Raw genomic sequence first — 12,948 nt, forward strand, 5'->3', positions numbered from 1 at the left:
TAACCAAAGTAATGATTACTGATAGGTTATATTCCTATTTTTAGGAGGGGGAAAATGGCAATACAGTATGCTAAAGATAAATCAGGCGTTTATCAAACAATAAATTTGAAAATTAAGAGTGACGTACATCGTATTTTTGATTATTTAAGTACTACAGAAGGGATACAACAATGGTTTCCGCAGTTGTCATTTCAAGAACGAATAGAAGGCGGGAAAATGTTGTTTCACTTAGACGATAGTGAAGATTTAGAAATGCGTATTACACATTTCGAACCAAATAAAACGATTGGTTTTACATGGGATATTGGAAAAGTGAAATTTGAATTATTTGAACATCAATCATATGTAGAACTCATTTTTTATGAATATTTACCTTTTGAATTTCCACATATTACATTAGATTTTGCTGGTTGGCAATTCCAAACCGAAAGTATCAAAAGTATTGCCGAAACAGGCAAGCCATTATCACAACAGGATTGTGATTTTGATGCGAAAAAAACTGAAATTGAAGCCAGCTTAGCTGTGATTTAAAGTGAAAGGCATTAAAAATGCTTCCAAAACATAAGGCAAGCAAACGACAGTTCGTTTTCGTTTGCTTGCCTTATTAATGTGATACAAGTATATGGTAGATGACAAATTTTGTTACATCCACATTTAGATGATTAGATTATAAATGATTATATTAATAATTGTTGTTTTTAGCTGATTTTTTTCCATGTAATAGGAAATAAAGTACAATTGATAAAATAACGAGCGCAGCCATGGTGATATATAGGTTACGATAACCCATAATTGGAATAATCACACCTAAAATAAATGGTCCTATACCAGCGCCGAAATCTGCAAACATATAGAAAGTAGAAGTCGCGAGTCCAATTTTTTTAACTGGAGACTGTTGTATAGCAATGGCTTGTGCGCTTGGAATGATAGTACCATATCCAACGCCAATGAAAATTGCTGAAATAAGCAATAATAAACTTGTGTGTGTTGCGCTTAAAAGTATAAGTCCAAGCATGAAACTAATTAATACTGGATACATCACTTTATTTTCACCGTAATGATCATAAATTTTTCCAGTAAACGGACGTGTAACAAATGTACTTACTGCATATACAATAAAGAAGAAACTAGATGCCGTAGCAAGATTGATTTGTTCTGTATAAACAGTTAAAAATGATAGTACACTAGAATAAGCGATACCAACGAATATGATTACAACAGATATTGGTAATGCTTCTTTTTGGATATAAGCACTAAGTCCTTTTTCCTTGGAATCATTGTCTGTTGTTGACGGTTCTGCTTTTGGTAACCCATTGATAAACAATGAGATAACAAAAGCAAAAATAATGACTGCCAAGCTAACGATAAAAATAGATTCAAAACCAAATCTTTGATTTAATATAATACCAGTGAATGGTCCGATTGCTGAAGCGGTCGTTACGCTTAATGCATAATAACCGATACCTTCACCTTTTCGTTTATCTGGAATAATTCTAGATGAAATGGTTCCAGTTGCAGTTGACGATAAACCAAAAGCAATACCATGCAGTAATCTTACGATCATTAATATAAGAAGACTGTTGATTGCAAAGTATAAGCCAACTGTAATAATTGAGAAAATAATACCATATATTAATACTTTTTTAGGCTGCAGATTATCGATGATTCTGCCAGAAACTAAGCGTCCAAATAACATACCGATGATAAATATACCAGCTGCTAAACCACCCATACTTTCTGAAGCGTGGTATTTATCAATTGTAAATATAGTGACAGTTACGATTAATGTATAATGGATTAAATACATTAAAAAGTTTGTCATTGTAATGAAGATAAAATCTTTTGACCAGAGTTTATCGTACATATTTAATACCGTCCTTTAATATAAATTTTTTCACTCATCATTTATTATAATAGATAATGTATACTAATGTATAATTAGAATTTTTTAAGTTTACATAAGCTTTACTGATATAAGGAGGATACAATGAATTTTGAACAATTATCGTATGTTAAAAAGATTTATGAGTTAGAATCTATTGTTCACGCTTCGGAAGCAATGCATATTAGCCAATCAGCGATGAGTCAGTCTATTGCTAATTTAGAGTCAGAGTTAGGGTATAAAATTTTTAATCGTTCACGTAAAGGGACATTGCCAACGGAAGTTGGAAAGCGACTTATACCTTTAATTATAGATATTTTAGAAGCTCAGACGAGTTTATTATCGGAAGTAGAGGCATTGCATAGTAATATCAAAGGTTCATTGAAAATAGCGACGATACCAACCTTATTTAATAAAATTGTGCCAAAAGCTTTATCAAATTTTAAAAAAGACTATGCGCATATTGACGTAGAAGTATTTGAAAGTGATAGACAAGAAATTATAAAAATGATTGAAAATAATGAGATTGATATCGGGCTTATAGGAAAAACTGAAAATGAAACTTTTAGTCATCACATCGTCCCACATTCATTGAATTTATCTACTGACTTTAAATTAATTGTACCTAAAAAATCTAAACTATCATTAAAAAGCATGGTTGAAATGGAATCAATTAAACAATTTCCTTTTGTCTTGTATGATCGCAATTTTTATCATAATAATTTTAAAGCATTTGAAGATGAAAATGGTCCATTAAAAATTGTGTTTAGAACGAATAATCCGAGTGTATTGATTAAAACAGTTTCCGAGGGGTTGGGTGTAAGTATTGTATCGAGTTTGATGCTAGAAGATGACCCGTTCATACTTAATGGTTTGATTGAGATGCTCCCCATTGGCTCACCATTTGATTATTATATATATTTTACAGCTTTAACAAATGTTGATCGCGTGAACGAACAAACCATTCGTACTTTTATTGAGTATTTGAAAAATTAAAGTCCCACTTCCCAACTTGTTGGGTTAGTGGGACTTATGCATGAGCGGAAGCTCAAGTAAACCTTTAAAGCACTTCCCAACTTGTTGGGTTAGTGGGACTTATGCATGAGCGGAAGCTCAGGTAAACCGGTAAACCTTTGAAACACTTCCCAACTTGTTGGGTTAGTGGGACTTATGCATGAGCGGAAGCTCAGGTAAACCTTTAAAGCACTTCCCAACTTGTTGGGTTAGTGGGAGTTATGCATGAGCGAAAGCTCAGGTAAACCTTTGAAACACTTCCCAACTTGTTGGGTTAGTGGGACTTATGCATGAGCGGAAGCTCAAGTAAACCTTTGTATTTTGAAGTTAAAGTACTAACATAATGATCATACTAGCGGAACTATAAAAATTATGAGTGGATTTTATCGACGAATTGATAAAATTGTGTAATATCCGACAATTGTTGATTACATTTGATACTGTCAAAACAAATATAGTCACCTTTTTTGGTATATTGTCCATCACCAGAAGTACGTGTTTTACGCATAAATAGAGCGACATTAGATTCTTTATTACAAATTGCGCAATAGCCCTTAACGGTTTGGTTAGCAATGTCGCCATAAAAACCTGTTAAAGTTCCTTGCTCGTTATAATAGATGATAAATTTTCTGTTTGAAGCGATATCGTTCCATCCGATATAAGTACTTTCCAATAGAATTTCATCACTAATAAGCGGTGATTTAAGCTTTTTAATTTTACGAAAAGTTTTTTCGACTTGTTTTTTTGAAGGGTGTTCAAAGGGTATAACGTATGTCTGTAAAGTTTCTAATATTTTATCTACTTGTACTTTAGTAATACGTATGTTCATTAATTTTTCAATCGCTTCAGTCAACGTATCATCTGTTTGATGAAACTGCTGATAAATGTCTATTTTAGTTGTTTCTTTTATAGAAGCAATTGTATTTAAGTCATTTACTGATTTATAAGCATTAAGTAAATGTGCGATTCGTTCTTTAATATAGTTAAATTGATATGGATAAATTTGTTTTTCCAATTTTTTTAAATTCCTTTCACATTATAATTCTTAAAAGCAAAAGATGCTTTGTGAAAAGAAATTTTAAACAAAGCATCATACTATAGACAGTAATTGCTTTGTATTAATAATGAAGCATTGTTATGCAACATATCATCATCTCCACATATTGTATTTGTTTGTTTTATATCAAATTACCAAAGAAATGTCAAAATCTATATATTATAAAATTTTCCTATATAGCGAGAAGTCAAAAGCTTAACAATCATTAGCTTACAACGACAATATCGTAAAATATAATTAGTTGATTCATGTACACGCGTAGTATACAAAAAAGCGCTTTTATAGTACAATGTTTGTAAATGATAGATTTTTGTCCACTACGAAAATACATTACGATTTCTGTAATAAACAAGGGAGTTTTTGATTATGAAAAAGATAATGATTACAGGTGCTTTAGGTCAAATTGGTACTGAGCTCGTAGTAAAATGTAGAGCGTTATATGGCAATGATAATGTACTTGCCACAGATATTAGAGAGCCAGAAACAGGTTCGGCGATTGCTAATGGACCATTTGAAATTTTAGATGTTACAGATAAAAACAGAATGACGGAAATTGTTGAGTCTTTTAAACCAGATACATTTATGCATATGGCGGCATTATTATCTGCAACAGCTGAAAAAAATCCACAATTTGCATGGGATTTAAATATGGGTGGTCTTTTAAATGCATTAGAAGTAGCTCGAGAATATGACTTACAGTTCTTTACACCAAGTTCAATTGGAGCTTTTGGTCCTTCAACACCGAAAGTGAACACACCACAGGTTACGATTCAACGACCAACTTCTATGTATGGCGTTAACAAAGTTGCTGGTGAGCTATTATGCCAATATTACTTTGATAAATTTGGTGTAGATACAAGAAGTGTTAGATTCCCTGGATTAATATCACATATTAAAGAGCCTGGTGGCGGTACAACAGATTATGCAGTAGATATTTATTTTAAAGCAGTTCGTGAAGGTCAGTATACAAGCTATATTGCTAAAGATACATTTATGGATATGATGTATATGGAAGATGCAATTGACGCTATTATCAAGTTAATGGAAGCGGACGGCGTAAAATTAATTAATCGTAACGCCTATAATTTGAGTGCGATGAGCATTGAACCAGAAATGGTCAAAGCGGCAATTCAAGAGCATTACCCAGATTTTAAATTAAATTACGAAGTTGACCCAGACAGACAAGGTATTGCTGACAGTTGGCCAAATAGTATTGATACAAGTTGTGCTAGAGCAGAGTGGGGCTTTAATCCTAAATATGATTTGACTAAAATGACAGAAGTTATGCTTAAAGAAATCTCAAATAAAGATAAAGTAAGATAATTACTTTTGAAATAATCGATGACAAGCGAGTAAGGCATAAAATTTTAAAAAGTAAGGGCGCTAATTCACTATGGATTAGCGCTTTTTATATTTGAAATTATATCATTATGTACGTGAATGCTTCTTGTCTGATATATGGTTTAGCCATATAATCTTGCAGTTATGACGTTCCTTGAGTGTCAGTGTTGTACAATAGCTTTGCACAGCTTTTAATACTCAAAAAAGCCTTTTTCCTATCGTTCACTACACAATATCAATGAAAATTTTGAACTTAGTTACTAATATTAATAGATTATGATATATCAATATCGATTTCCGTAGTATCTCAAATGATGTGAACGTTCATGCTTTAATCAGTGACATCTATGTATTATCTTTTATATGATGTTACACTTGAATCAATTAGTTTAATTAGTTTAATCAAAGATGTTGTTATTTTTTAAATTTTTTGAAAATTATTGAATGAAACTATTCTGATTGGTATAATTTAATGTATTAGTTATTAATAGAACATTGGAGGAAACAGTCATGTCAGAAAAAATAAAATTGATACAGCGTGAAAGCCTTAAAGAAAAACCAGATCCAAGTAATTTAGGATTTGGGGAATATTTCACAGATTATATGCTAAGTTTCGATTACGATACTGATCAAGGATGGCATGATTTGAAAATTGTGCCTTATGGACCGATTGAACTTTCTCCAGCGGCCCAAGTATTACATTATGGACAAGCAGTATTCGAAGGATTGAAAGCTTATAAACATGACGGCGAAGTAGATTTATTCCGTCCATCTGAAAATTTTAAACGTATTAACAATTCTTTAGCACGTCTAGATATGCCTCAAGTTGATGAAGATACGTTATTAGAAGGTTTAAAACAATTAGTAGATATTGAACGTGATTGGGTACCAGAAGGAGAAGGCCAATCATTATACATACGACCATATGTATTTGCTACAGAAGGTATTTTAGGTGTACGACCTTCATATTCATATAAATTATTAATTATTTTATCACCTTCAGGTTCTTATTACGGTGGTGACTCTTTAAATCCGACAAAAATTTATGTAGAAGATGAATATGTACGTGCAGTCCGTGGTGGTGTTGGTCATGCAAAAGTAGCTGGTAACTATGCGGCTAGCCTTTTAGCACAAACAAATGCATCAGCACAAGGCTATGACCAAGTACTATGGTTAGATGGTGTAGAGCAGAAATATGTGGAAGAAGTCGGCAGTATGAATATCTTCTTTGTAGAAAATGGAAAAGTGGTAACACCTGCATTAAATGGTAGTATTTTACCAGGTATCACACGAAAAACAGTTATTGAATTAGCGCAAAACTTAGGTTATGAGGTAGAAGAACGTCGTGTATCTATCGATGAATTGATTGAAGCGCATCATAATGGTGAATTGACTGAGGTGTTCGGTACTGGAACAGCAGCGGTGATTTCACCAGTTGGTCAATTAAAATACGGCGATACTGAAATCGTTATTAATAATAATGAAACAGGAGAAGTAACTCAAAATTTATATGATCATTATGTTGGTATTCAAAGTGGTAAGCTTGAGGATCCGAATGGTTGGAGAGTAGTCGTACCAAGATATTAAATTTCTCCCCAAAAGATAACAATAAACAGCACAATAAAAGGAGCAAGTCAGAAATCTCACGTTACTAAAGATTTCAGCGTCTTGCTCCTTCTTTTTTGTTGAAAACTATTAACAGACAGTCTGCGATGGTTTAACTTAATGCCAATATTTAAATAGCGGGCCATCCTTGCCATATATTGGATCTGTGTCAGGTAAACTTGCATTTTTGATGTTCTCTATATTTTGTGGCCATTCGTCAGGGTTTCCAGTACAAAAATCATAATCTTGACCATTTGGATAGGCACCTATTACTGCAAAATTATGATAACTGTGAACTCGTTTATGACCATAACCAGCTGGTATGATAATGACATCGCCTTGCTGAATATCTACATGAGGCCCCAATTCACCACCTAGTTGTACGATGGCATTTCCTGAAACGACAATTAGGACTTCATGTGTATTGCTATGATAATGATGTATTGGAAATATGTCGCTACGCCAAGCGTTTGACCAATTGTTTTTATTTAAAGTATTTAGAGGTCTTTCTTCTTGTTTGATTACATTTTTATATAGCAGCACGGCATATTTAGGGTTATTGGGAATTGAATCATCACTGTCGCAAGAAATGGTTTCAATTTTAACATTAGGGTTAGGCGCCAAACTTTTCACCTCTTTTATAGGTATTACTATATCTCATAACCTAAATATTAGGATTTTAAACGGTGTTCACAATCGGTATGTTAGTTGAGTTATTTGTTTTAAGAACGATTTTTATATTAAAATTAAGTAGTAAGTTGAGGGATACATATTGTTAAATATAGGAGCTGTTTAAAACATGGAATGGATATTATTTGATAAAGATGGCACAATCATATATTTTGATCGCAGTTGGATGAAAATCGGATTGCAACTCGTTGATGATTTTATGGCAACATATAAGGATGCAATTGACGATATAAATGAAGGTTACGCGTATTTAGGTGTTATAGATGGTGAAATTCAACCAGGTACGATTATGGCTTCAGGCGCATTAGATGAAATGATTGAGGCATTTTGTAAAATTGCAAATCAAGATGTAACAAGTTGGGCTCAACAAAGAAGTCAAGTGCTCGTCGATAATAGGGTGCCAGAAAATGTTTTAGTTGAAGGCATCAGTGAAACATTAGATACGTTAAAGCAAAGAGGTTACAAACTAGGTATTGTGACAAGTGATTCTAAAAGAGGGGTAGAACAATTCTTGGAATACACGCAATTCGACCATTACTTCGATATTGTGATTTCTACTGAAGCGGATGCCGTTGAAAAACCAAATCCTGAAGTGCTAAATCCACTTTTTTATAGATATGATGTAGAACCTGAAAATGTAGCCATTATCGGTGATACTGCGAATGATATCCAAACTGGCATCAATGCTAAATTAGGGTTGAAAGTTGCAGTTTTAACAGGTGTTGGTTTAAAAGAATCATTTACTAAAGCGGATTATATTTTTGAAACTGCAAATAGTGTAGTGGACATATTATAATAATAGGACTAATCCACAAAATATAGGAGCGGGACAGAAATCTAATTTTATTAAATAGATTTCGTCGTTCCACCTTGGCAAGTATGGCTAGAATTGAAAAAACTTGATTTAAAGCGCATTTTCAGTTCAATCACCTACTGTCAATATGGGATTGGGCTGGCACGAATCCATTATGTCTTAGTCTCTATTTGTAAAAAAACGTAAACGAGGTGGTTGAATGATTGATGGAAGATATGCAAATTATCGCGGTGAAACATATAAAGTTGTAGAAATTGTAAGTAATGAAGTATTGTTAGTCACTGAGGATGAACGAGCTACGGAACATGGTTTTGAAGCACAAACGCATCGTCACGCTGCACATACATTATATTATAAACATGTAGCGAGAGATGATGTTGATGAACTTTATGAACTATATCAAGAAGCGAGATATAGTGGTGCTATTTTTGATTTATATCAAGACTTAGAGGGGCAATTATATATAGGTACTGAAGACGAAGATAAAGCAAGTACATTTGGTCTCGACCAAACTGATGAATATTATTATAGTAAGTATGTAGATGAAGACGAGATAGAAAAGATTATTTATCGTAAACATATTGAATAAAGTCCCACTTCCCAACTTGTTGGGTTAGTGGGACTTATGCATGAGCAGAAGCTCAAGTAAACCTTTAAAACACTTCCCAACTTGTTGGGTTAGTGGGACTTATGCATGAGCGGAAGCTCAAGTAAACCTTTAAAGCACTTCCCAACTTGTTGGGTTAGTGGGACTTATGCATGAGCAGAAGCTCAAGTAAACCTTTAAAGCACTTCCCAACTAGTTGGGTTAGTGGGACTTATGCATGAGCAGAAGCTCAGGTAAACCTTTAAACCACTTCCCAACTTGCTGGGTTAGTGGGACTTATGCATGAGCGAAAGCTCAAGTAAACCTTTAAAGCACTTCCCAACTTGTTGGGTTAGTGGGACTTATGCATGAGCAATGGCTCAGGTAATGGGTTAACTTGATGGTGCGTGCAGGAAAGAATTGATTTCTTTCAAAAGATATTGTTGTCCTGCATTTTATTCTACATTACAAAATCTGTTTTATATGGTACTATTCTTGATTTTGCAAATGTTTTAAGCAACAAACGTATTATCGTTGATCTACATTTCTATAAGTTTCAATAATGTGACGGATTTTATCAATAACAGGATTTAGTGATTCTGGATCTGCATGTAAATCATATTCATTGATGTTCACTCTTACAACTGGACACGCATTGAATTCACTAATCCAATCTTCATATCGTTTGAATAATTTTTTCCAATATTCTGGATCTGTTTCAATTTCCATTTGTCGACCACGTTGTTTGATGCGATCAATCACTTCATCATAATCACATTCTAAATAGATAAGTACATCTGGTTTTGGGAAGTATGGTGTCATGACCATAGCATTAAATAGTTCGGAATATGTGTTGAAGTCTTCTGGACTCATTGTCCCTTGTTCTTCATGCATCTTAGCAAAAATATCAACATCTTCGTATATAGAGCGATCTTGGATAAAGCCGCCGCCATATTCAAACATACGTTTTTGTTCTTTGAAGCGCTCTGCTAAAAAATAAATTTGTAGATGAAAGCTCCAACGTTCAAAATCATGATAAAACTTATCTAGATAAGGATTGTGATCTACATTTTCAAATGATGTTTTGAAATTTAATCTTTGTGCCAATGCTTTCGTTAATGTTGATTTTCCAACGCCGACTGTACCAGCGATTGTTATCACAGCATCTTGAGGGATACCGTATTTATTCATCATCTTTTCCTCCAATCAATGGTTGCACTAAATCTAAAATATAATTATAATCATTTTCTTGCTTCATAAAATCTAAATCAGTCGTATCTATTCGAATGACACTTTCACCATCTGCTTTTAACGAACGATAATAAGCATTGTAATCACGTTTTAAATTAAGTAAGTAGTCGTCTTCAATCTGATGTTCGAAGCTACGATTACGTAACGCGATACGCTTTTTCAATATTTCTAAATCTGCATCTAGAAAGATAATCACATTTGGCATTTCTAAATCTTCAGTTAAAATATCATAAATTCTAGAAAATTTATTGAATTCAGAAGGTGTTAAAGTATTATTTGCAAATATTTTATTTTTATAAATATGGTAATCACTTACAATACCTGTAGAAATTGCTTCAAGATCTTGAAATTGTTTGTAACGATTACATAAAAAGAACATTTCTGTTTGAAAACTCCATTTGGAAATATCTTCATAAAAATCGGATAGAAAAGGATTTTCATTTACGATTTCTTTTTCTTCATAATAATTAAAAGTCTGGCTAAGTTTATGTGCTAATGAAGATTTACCGACGCCAATCGGCCCTTCAACAGCAATAAATTGTTTTTTCATGTTTTTACCGCTCCAATGTTAAAATAGACAATAAATATTGTACCATATGTGAGGTGATAGACACATGTATACTGACCAATTTTATATGAAAATTGCGCTAGAAGAAGCGCGGAAAGCTGGTGCTATTGGAGAAGTACCAATTGGAGCTATTGTCGTGAAAGATAATGAAGTTATTTCACGAGCGCACAATTTACGAGAATCCACTCAAGATCCTACTGCACATGCTGAACATATTGCGATTCAAAAAGCTGCAAAACAGCTTAATAGTTGGAGGTTAGCGTCCTGTAAACTTTATGTTACTTTGGAACCTTGTGTAATGTGTTCAGGTGCAATCGTCATGAGTCGTATTCCCGAAGTAATCTATGGTGCACAAGACTTAAAAGGTGGTTGCGCAGGTAGTTTGATGGATCTGTTGCAAGAATCGCGATTTAACCATCGGGCCAAAGTTACTACAGGTGTATTAGCAGAGGAATGTAGCCATTTATTGAAGACATTTTTTAAAGATATTAGACAAAAAAAGAAAATCATACGAACAGAGGATAATACAAATAGTGAAACATTTGGTAAAATATGAAATGTGTTACAAAATTATGGCAATTTGTAAATGAGTATTCAATCGGTGTTTTGAGATAAAGTAGAAACGAGGTAAATCAATGATAAATTTAATTGCAACAGATATGGATGGTACGTTATTGAACGCTGCACATGAAATATCAGAAGAAAATATCCAAGCTATCAAATATGCACAATCACAAGGCATAACTGTAGTCATTGCTACTGGTCGGGCATTTTATGAAGCAAATGCACCAATCAATCAAACAGACTTAAAAGTGCCATATATTTGTTTGAACGGTGCAGAAGTCAGAGACGAATCATTTAATATTATGAGCACTTCAAATTTAAATAGAGAACTCATAAATCGCATTACGGTAGAATTAAATAAAGAAAACATTTTCTATCAAGTGTATACAAACTTAGGAATCTATACTGAGAATCCATTACGAGACTTAGAGATTTATATTGATATTGCACAACGTGCTGGTCAAGAAGCAGATGTAGAAAAAATTAAAAGTGGCATTCAAAAACGTATAGATAACGGTACATTAAAAGTAGTTGAGAATTATGACAAAATTCAAGATACACCTGGTGAAATTGTGATGAAAATATTAGCTTTTGATAGTGATTTAGAAAAAATTGATCGAGTAAGTGAAACATTAGCAAAATCAGAAAGTTTGGCAATTTCTTCTTCATCACGCGGAAATATAGAAATTACGCATTCAGATGCACAAAAAGGTATTGCTTTAAACACGATTGTAGAGCGTCTAAATATTGATATGGAAAATGTTATGGCAATCGGTGATAATATGAATGATGTTTCAATGTTGGAACGCGTCGGTTATTCAGTTGCAATGGAGAATGCAGCTCCAGAAGTTAAAGCAATCGCAAAATATGAAACTGACTCTAATGAACAAAGTGGTGTTGGTAAAGCGATAATGAAACTACTTAGAGAAAATAACAAATCATAGCATGAGGTGAAAGGATAAATGAAAGGATTAATCATAATAGGGAGTGCTAAAATGGGCTCGCATACAAATGCTTTAGCTCATTATTTAAAAGGTCATTTTGAAGACCAATATTTTGAGGTTGAGATCTTTGATCTAGCGGAACACCCAATTCATCAACTGGATGTCTCTGGCGTTTCTTCACCAAGTGAAGTGTATAAAAATAATTTAACATTATTACAAACGAAAGCGCGAAATGCAGATTTCTTTATATTAGGAACACCAAACTACCATGGGTCATATTCTGGTATTTTAAAAAATGCATTGGATCATTTAACAATGGATGATTTTAAAATGAAACCAGTTGGATTAATCGGTAACAGTGGTGGAATTGTAAGCTCTGAACCATTGTCTCATTTACGTTTGATAGTACGTTCATTACTCGGAATCGCAGTACCAACGCAGATTGCGACGCATGATACAGACTATAATAAATTAGATGATGGCACGTATTACTTGGATAACGAGGAGTTTCAATTACGTTCAAGACTATTTGTGGATCAAATTATTTCATTTGTGAAAAATAGTCCGTATGAACACTTGAAATAATGTGAAGTCATTTTTGAATAGGGGTTACGATGCAAGTTGTATCTCAC

14 protein-coding genes are annotated in these 12,948 nt (G+C 33.4%); 9 read left to right on the top strand and 5 right to left on the bottom strand.

The window, feature by feature from the left end:
- Positions 1-54 precede the first annotated feature (54 nt).
- Positions 55-531 (top strand): SRPBCC domain-containing protein, encoded by a 477-nt coding sequence (locus KA830_RS04380; RefSeq protein ID WP_040029923.1) that lies wholly within the window; start codon positions 55-57, stop codon positions 529-531.
- A 151-nt stretch (positions 532-682) separates the two neighbouring features.
- Here the strand turns inward: KA830_RS04380 and KA830_RS04385 are convergent, their stop codons facing one another.
- Positions 683-1,864: an MFS transporter gene (locus KA830_RS04385; protein WP_070657531.1), complete on the bottom strand. Its 1,182-nt coding sequence runs from the start codon at positions 1,862-1,864 to the stop codon at positions 683-685.
- 123 nt (positions 1,865-1,987) lie between these two features.
- Here KA830_RS04385 and KA830_RS04390 point away from each other — a divergent pair, with 123 nt between their 5' ends.
- The gene (locus KA830_RS04390; protein WP_040029925.1) at positions 1,988-2,878 is read left to right on the top strand and encodes a LysR family transcriptional regulator; all 891 of its coding nucleotides are present in this window, start codon (positions 1,988-1,990) and stop codon (positions 2,876-2,878) included.
- Between the two features lie 388 nt (positions 2,879-3,266).
- On the opposite strand, the gene fusF is transcribed toward KA830_RS04390, so the two are convergent.
- Positions 3,267-3,911, bottom strand: a complete 645-nt coding sequence (gene fusF / locus KA830_RS04395; RefSeq protein WP_040029926.1) for a fusidic acid resistance EF-G-binding protein FusF — start codon at positions 3,909-3,911, stop codon at positions 3,267-3,269.
- A 408-nt stretch (positions 3,912-4,319) separates the two neighbouring features.
- On the opposite strand from fusF, the gene KA830_RS04400 reads away from it, so the two are divergent.
- Together KA830_RS04400 and KA830_RS04405 are read left to right on the top strand one after the other, a co-directional pair.
- Positions 4,320-5,276: an NAD-dependent epimerase/dehydratase family protein gene (locus KA830_RS04400; RefSeq protein WP_046207245.1), complete on the top strand. Its 957-nt coding sequence runs from the start codon at positions 4,320-4,322 to the stop codon at positions 5,274-5,276.
- A gap of 528 nt (positions 5,277-5,804) precedes the next feature.
- Positions 5,805-6,881, top strand: coding sequence for a branched-chain amino acid aminotransferase (locus KA830_RS04405; RefSeq protein ID WP_040029928.1), 1,077 nt, complete (start codon positions 5,805-5,807; stop codon positions 6,879-6,881).
- 135 nt (positions 6,882-7,016) lie between these two features.
- On the opposite strand, the gene KA830_RS04410 is transcribed toward KA830_RS04405, so the two are convergent.
- Complete coding sequence (locus KA830_RS04410) at positions 7,017-7,523, bottom strand: cupin domain-containing protein (RefSeq protein WP_204180519.1); 507 nt, start codon at positions 7,521-7,523, stop codon at positions 7,017-7,019.
- A 175-nt stretch (positions 7,524-7,698) separates the two neighbouring features.
- Here KA830_RS04410 and KA830_RS04415 point away from each other — a divergent pair, with 175 nt between their 5' ends.
- Together KA830_RS04415 and KA830_RS04420 are read left to right on the top strand one after the other, a co-directional pair.
- Positions 7,699-8,385: an HAD family hydrolase gene (locus KA830_RS04415; protein WP_204180518.1), complete on the top strand. Its 687-nt coding sequence runs from the start codon at positions 7,699-7,701 to the stop codon at positions 8,383-8,385.
- Positions 8,386-8,602: 217 nt separating this feature from the next.
- Entirely contained in the window at positions 8,603-8,992 is a 390-nt protein-coding gene (locus KA830_RS04420) for a hypothetical protein (RefSeq protein ID WP_046207248.1), read from the top strand.
- A gap of 525 nt (positions 8,993-9,517) precedes the next feature.
- Here KA830_RS04420 and KA830_RS04425 read toward each other — a convergent pair.
- Together KA830_RS04425 and KA830_RS04430 are read right to left on the bottom strand one after the other, a co-directional pair.
- Positions 9,518-10,180, bottom strand: coding sequence for a deoxynucleoside kinase (locus KA830_RS04425; protein ID WP_040029931.1), 663 nt, complete (start codon positions 10,178-10,180; stop codon positions 9,518-9,520).
- Positions 10,173-10,790, bottom strand: coding sequence for a deoxynucleoside kinase (locus KA830_RS04430; protein WP_046207250.1), 618 nt, complete (start codon positions 10,788-10,790; stop codon positions 10,173-10,175). The genes KA830_RS04425 and KA830_RS04430 overlap by 8 nt, the downstream gene beginning before the upstream one ends.
- 64 nt (positions 10,791-10,854) lie before the next feature.
- On the opposite strand from KA830_RS04430, the gene tadA reads away from it, so the two are divergent.
- The 3 genes from tadA (at position 10,855) to KA830_RS04445 (ending at position 12,901) form a co-directional block, all read left to right on the top strand.
- Positions 10,855-11,364: a tRNA adenosine(34) deaminase TadA gene (gene tadA / locus KA830_RS04435; RefSeq protein WP_046207251.1), complete on the top strand. Its 510-nt coding sequence runs from the start codon at positions 10,855-10,857 to the stop codon at positions 11,362-11,364.
- Positions 11,365-11,443: 79 nt separating this feature from the next.
- Positions 11,444-12,316, top strand: coding sequence for a Cof-type HAD-IIB family hydrolase (locus KA830_RS04440; RefSeq protein WP_204180512.1), 873 nt, complete (start codon positions 11,444-11,446; stop codon positions 12,314-12,316).
- Between the two features lie 18 nt (positions 12,317-12,334).
- On the top strand, positions 12,335-12,901 hold the full coding sequence (locus KA830_RS04445) for an NADPH-dependent FMN reductase (RefSeq protein ID WP_046207253.1): 567 nt from the start codon (positions 12,335-12,337) through the stop codon (positions 12,899-12,901).
- Positions 12,902-12,948: the final 47 nt, after the last annotated feature.

The organism is Staphylococcus sp. GDY8P119P (genome assembly GCF_017892075.1).
In the GTDB taxonomy this organism is placed as follows: Bacteria; Bacillota; Bacilli; order Staphylococcales; family Staphylococcaceae; genus Staphylococcus; species Staphylococcus ureilyticus.

What these genes read in the sequence shown, in the direction of transcription:
- KA830_RS04380 (WP_040029923.1), top strand. Translation starts at nt 55, where the DNA reads ATGGCAATACAGTATGCTAAAGATAAATCAGGCGTTTATCAAACAATA.
- KA830_RS04385 (WP_070657531.1), bottom strand. Translation starts at nt 1,864, where the DNA reads ATGTACGATAAACTCTGGTCAAAAGATTTTATCTTCATTACAATGACA.
- KA830_RS04390 (WP_040029925.1), top strand. Translation starts at nt 1,988, where the DNA reads ATGAATTTTGAACAATTATCGTATGTTAAAAAGATTTATGAGTTAGAA.
- KA830_RS04400 (WP_046207245.1), top strand. Translation starts at nt 4,320, where the DNA reads ATGAAAAAGATAATGATTACAGGTGCTTTAGGTCAAATTGGTACTGAG.
- KA830_RS04405 (WP_040029928.1), top strand. Translation starts at nt 5,805, where the DNA reads ATGTCAGAAAAAATAAAATTGATACAGCGTGAAAGCCTTAAAGAAAAA.
- KA830_RS04415 (WP_204180518.1), top strand. Translation starts at nt 7,699, where the DNA reads ATGGAATGGATATTATTTGATAAAGATGGCACAATCATATATTTTGAT.
- KA830_RS04420 (WP_046207248.1), top strand. Translation starts at nt 8,603, where the DNA reads ATGATTGATGGAAGATATGCAAATTATCGCGGTGAAACATATAAAGTT.
- KA830_RS04425 (WP_040029931.1), bottom strand. Translation starts at nt 10,180, where the DNA reads ATGAATAAATACGGTATCCCTCAAGATGCTGTGATAACAATCGCTGGT.
- KA830_RS04430 (WP_046207250.1), bottom strand. Translation starts at nt 10,790, where the DNA reads ATGAAAAAACAATTTATTGCTGTTGAAGGGCCGATTGGCGTCGGTAAA.
- tadA (WP_046207251.1), top strand. Translation starts at nt 10,855, where the DNA reads ATGTATACTGACCAATTTTATATGAAAATTGCGCTAGAAGAAGCGCGG.
- KA830_RS04440 (WP_204180512.1), top strand. Translation starts at nt 11,444, where the DNA reads ATGATAAATTTAATTGCAACAGATATGGATGGTACGTTATTGAACGCT.
- KA830_RS04445 (WP_046207253.1), top strand. Translation starts at nt 12,335, where the DNA reads ATGAAAGGATTAATCATAATAGGGAGTGCTAAAATGGGCTCGCATACA.